At 49.1% G+C, this 3511-nt stretch carries 2 protein-coding genes and 1 tRNA gene; all 3 read left to right on the forward strand.

The features are described 5' to 3' along the window. The first annotated feature begins 99 nt into the window (after window positions 1-99). The 3 genes from ACP5D0_RS10250 to ACP5D0_RS10260 all read left to right on the forward strand — a co-directional run bounded on the left by ACP5D0_RS10250 (window position 100) and on the right by ACP5D0_RS10260 (window position 3478). Window positions 100-186 (forward strand) — tRNA-Leu (locus ACP5D0_RS10250). Between the two features lie 647 nt (window positions 187-833). Continuing rightward, window positions 834-2795, forward strand: coding sequence for a sensor histidine kinase (locus ACP5D0_RS10255; RefSeq protein WP_472365701.1), 1962 nt, complete (start codon window positions 834-836; stop codon window positions 2793-2795). Further along, window positions 2774-3478 (forward strand): response regulator, encoded by a 705-nt coding sequence (locus ACP5D0_RS10260; RefSeq protein WP_472365703.1) that lies wholly within the window; start codon window positions 2774-2776, stop codon window positions 3476-3478. The genes ACP5D0_RS10255 and ACP5D0_RS10260 overlap by 22 nt, the downstream gene beginning before the upstream one ends. Window positions 3479-3511: the final 33 nt, after the last annotated feature.

The following is a 3511-nucleotide window of genomic DNA, read 5'->3' on the forward strand; positions in this document are numbered from 1 at the left end:
TATGCAGCGGATTGCAAATCCGTGGACCTCGGTTCGACTCCGGGTTCCGCCTCCATTATCGGTTTTCGTAACACTTCTTGATTTTTCACCCGAATGCCCGCCCAGGTGGCGAAATTGGTAGACGCAAGGGACTTAAAATCCCTCGGTAGAAATACCGTGCCGGTTCGATTCCGGCCCTGGGCACCATTACTTGTTTTCACCCAGTTTCAGTTAGTCTCAATAAACCTCAAAAATCCTTTGTAATCAATACTTTTTTCGTCTTGTTTGTCTCATGCCGTTTCATGCAAAATCATTAAAACGCAGGCGAAAGTACGTCAAGGGTACGTCAACGGTTTATGAAATTTAACCATTTCGGGAACCGAATTCGTTCTTGAATTCAAGTTTTAGTTAGAAGGTTATTATGCTTGTACATGTCACAAAAAAACTAGCGGAAAAACTCCCTCAGATTGATTTGAGTAATGACGCCACTCAAAACAGACCTTGGGGAAATTGGCATGCGATTAGAGAAAATACATCGCAGTCCGAAACCCTTTCCCGACGATTTGAATCAGTTGCGTGCGGGTCTTAATTGGCAATATTTGCAATTCAAAAATAACTCGGATGACGGCAAAATTTTCAAAACAGGCTTAGTCATTGATCTGGTCATGCGAATACGGTTGTTAATAGAACAATAGCTAACCCGAAAGGCAACTCCTAGCCCGAATATTTCAGTCTTTGTTAATATCCCTTCCATTCGCGGTGAACTCCTTTATCATAGGGGTTTAGCAGAGTGTGCCCGATTGGGTCCGATTGAGTCACCTAGTCTGCATAAGTCACTTTTTTAGGTTGAACCGATGATGTCCTATTTTGCCTCGCGCAAGGCGTTTTCAAATGCTGTTGTCAAGATCCGCTGGATAGCGGGTTGCTCGCTGGGCTTGTTTTTATTGGCTCTGGTGAATGTCTTGAGCACGACCCATGCCGCAGAGGCGGCTAAAAGCTATGTGCCAGCCTTTAGCGTCTATGTGGATTTCACTCAGACGCTGGACGTTGAGCAGGTGGCTAAATTGCCGGATGCCGATTTTAAGCCGGTTCCTGAAACAGGCTATGTGGGGGGCTATAACCGATCGGTTCATTGGTTGAAGTTCACGCTGCGTCCCATTGCGGATGAACGGTTGTTTTTAAGGGTGGTGCCCACTTATCAGGATTATTTAACGCTTTATCTAGCAAAGCCTTCCGGTGGTTTTCAAGAAATGGCTTCCGGCGAACTGGTGGAGGACTGGCAAACCAAAGCCGACCGAGCTTTTGTGTTTGAGCTTCCGCTGCTGTCTCAGCCGGTGACCGCCTATTTGCGGCTGAAAACCATCAATACCAATACGGTGGTGGCGAAGGTCTATAATGCACCGGCTTATCATAGGGCGCTGTTTATTGACTACACGCTTTCCGGGATTTACATCGGTCTGTTGCTGATTTTGATTGCAATCAATATCGGGCAGGGTAAATGGCGCACGGACTTGGATTTTCGTTACTATTTGTTATTCGTCCTCGCCTCGCTATTTGTGTTTATGTCCGGCAATGGCTGGGTGGCCATGTTGGTGCCCAATGATTGGAAAACCGTGGTGAACTATCTACCACAGCTGACCACCTTGATATATTTGTGGGTTCTGTTGCGTTTTTATCATCAGCTGTTTGGGTTTGATCGCCAGAAAACGCCGATTTTTTATGGTATCTCCAGAGCCATGGAAGCCCTGACCTGGTTGGGGGGTGTGTCGCTGTTGTTTGATTTTTACATCGAATACATGCCGGTGTATATGCCGATGTCCATGTTATATTTGTTGCTCATCACCGGTTTTGCCCTGAAACTGGCCTTGCAGAAACGTCAGGAAGGCCGGTTGTTGTTTTTCGCCGTGGCCTTTGGTTTCAGCGGGGTGCTCGGCACCGCCATGTCACTCGGTGGTTTGGTCTCCGGGGGGGCTTGGTTGCTGTATTCCTACACGGTCGGCACTTTGGCGAGTATTCTGGTATTTCAAAGCATCATCAACCGCCGTATTCGTCAGATTGAAAAAGAACACGTTACCGTCATTTTGGAAAAAGAGCACGCCCAGCAGATGGCTGAACGTGAGAAGAATGAGAAAGAGCAAAAAGCCCAATTTCTCAGCATGTTATCGCACGAACTGAAAACGCCCCTAGCGGTGGTGCGAATGGGCGTGGATCAAAAACAGCTGTCGGAAAACTCGCGCAACCATTTGCTGCAAGCCATTTGCGACATGAGTTTGGTGATCGACCGCTGCTCCGTGTTGGAAAAGGTCGATGACCAGATCCCAGTGTATTGTGAGCCGGTGGATGCGGTGCACTTGTTTAGCGGCATTTTGTCTTATACAAATGAGCCTAAACGAGTCGAAACCGCTTTCCCTGAGAATGCGGTGGTGGTTCAATCGGATGAAGACTGGCTGAAAGTCATTCTCTCCAACCTGTTGGACAACGCCCTAAAATACAGCCCGAAAGATTCCACCGTCCAAGTCGCCTTAACGCGATTTGACCAGGCCTGGTGTTTTCGTTTCGACAATCTCACTTGCGGGGATTTGCCCGATCCGGAGCGGGTGTTTAACAAATACTATCGCACCAAAAGTGCCGCCAAAAAAACCGGCTCTGGTCTCGGGCTGTACATTGTTAAACGGCTTGTCGATCAACTGCAAGCCACGATTGAATACCACGCTGAACCGATCACATCGCCAAATGACATGACCCATGACATGACCGACCCAGACCGACCATTCCACCAAGTGAGTTTTCGATTATGCTTGCCGATCACAAAGTGAATTTGCTGTTGGTGGAAGACCACCAAGCCTTTCGGGAGATGTTGACCGAGTCGCTTGAAGCCAACGGCCACACAGTGAACGCCTACGATTCCGCCGAAGCCGCATTGGCTGATATTGAACATCACAGCGCCACCATCGCCTTGCTGGACATCAACCTGCCCGGCGAAGACGGCTTATATCTGGCCGAGCAGCTGCGACAAAAATTACCAGGCCTGGGAATTATTATGTTAACGGTGCGCAACGCCATCGCCGACAAACTGGCCGGTTACGATTCCGGAGCCGACATCTACCTGCCCAAACCCATTGCACCCGAAGAATTGGATGCCGCCATCAAAGCGTTAAATCGTCGTCTCAATCCCGTCCAGCCAGCGGAACTGATCTTGTATCATGGACGCTCCGAGCTATGTGCTCAATCAGAGGCCGAGTCGCAGTGTGTCGTGCTGACGGATGAAGAAATTCGGCTTTTCACCGCCTTGGCTTTAGCCCCGCAATCCAAGCTGGAGTTCTGGCAATTGGCCGAAAAACTCAATTTAGATCTCGACAGCAATGCCCTGCGCAGCAACCTCGAAAAACGCGTATCGCGCCTGCGACAAAAACTAACACACCTCAACCAACCCGCCACCGCCATCAAAGCCATTCGCGGTTTCGGCTATCGCTTGACGCTGACGGCGCACATTAAATAAGGCTGAAAGCGACTCTTATTCCACCAGGCCTGG

Source organism: Hydrogenovibrio sp., assembly GCF_049975065.1.
Lineage (GTDB): Bacteria > Pseudomonadota > Gammaproteobacteria > Thiomicrospirales > Thiomicrospiraceae > Hydrogenovibrio.